The following is a 663-nucleotide window of genomic DNA, read 5'->3' as shown; positions in this document are numbered from 1 at the left end:
CACCAAGGACCCCGACGAGATCGTCGAAACCCTGATCCGGCTGCGCCCGAGCTTCGGTGCCGTCAACCTCGAGGACATCTCCGCGCCGCGCTGCTTCGAGATCGAAAAGCGCGTCATCGAGGCCCTGGACTGCCCGGTCATGCACGACGACCAGCACGGCACCGCCATCGTCGTCCTCGCCGCCCTCAAGGGTGCGGTCACGGTCCAGGACCGAGACCTCCACCAATTGCGGGTAGTCATCTCCGGTGCCGGCGCCGCCGGTGTCGCCTGCGCGAACATCCTGCTCGCCGCCGGGATCGCCGATGTCACGGTCCTCGACTCCAAGGGCATCGTCTCCGCCGACCGCAAGGACCTGAACGAGGTCAAGGTCGACCTGGCCGCGCGCACCAACCCCGCCGGCCGCCGCGGCGGCACCGCCGAAGCCCTCAACGGGGCGGACGTGTTCCTCGGGGTGTCCGCGGGCACCGTCCCGGAGGAGCTCATCGCGACGATGGCGAAGGATTCCATCGTGTTCGCGCTGTCGAACCCGGACCCGGAGATCCACCCCGACATCGCCCGCAAGCACGCGGCGATCGTGGCCACCGGACGCTCGGATTTCCCGAACCAGATCAACAATGTGCTTGCCTTCCCCGGCGTGTTCCGGGGTGCGCTCGATGCCGGTGC

1 protein-coding gene is annotated in these 663 nt (G+C 68.8%); it reads left to right on the top strand.

Going from position 1 to position 663, the window contains the following annotated elements; genetic code table 11:
- Positions 1-663 (top strand): NAD(P)-dependent malic enzyme (locus tag AZG88_RS15850; RefSeq protein ID WP_197487831.1); only part of this gene is annotated, 663 nt, incomplete at both ends.

Origin of the sequence: Rhodococcus sp. LB1 (genome assembly GCF_001583455.1) — a bacterium.
GTDB lineage: Bacteria > Actinomycetota > Actinomycetes > Mycobacteriales > Mycobacteriaceae > Rhodococcus_F > Rhodococcus_F opacus.
Note: the sequence above shows the minus strand (reverse complement) of the source record. Positions and strands in the feature narration are given on the sequence as shown.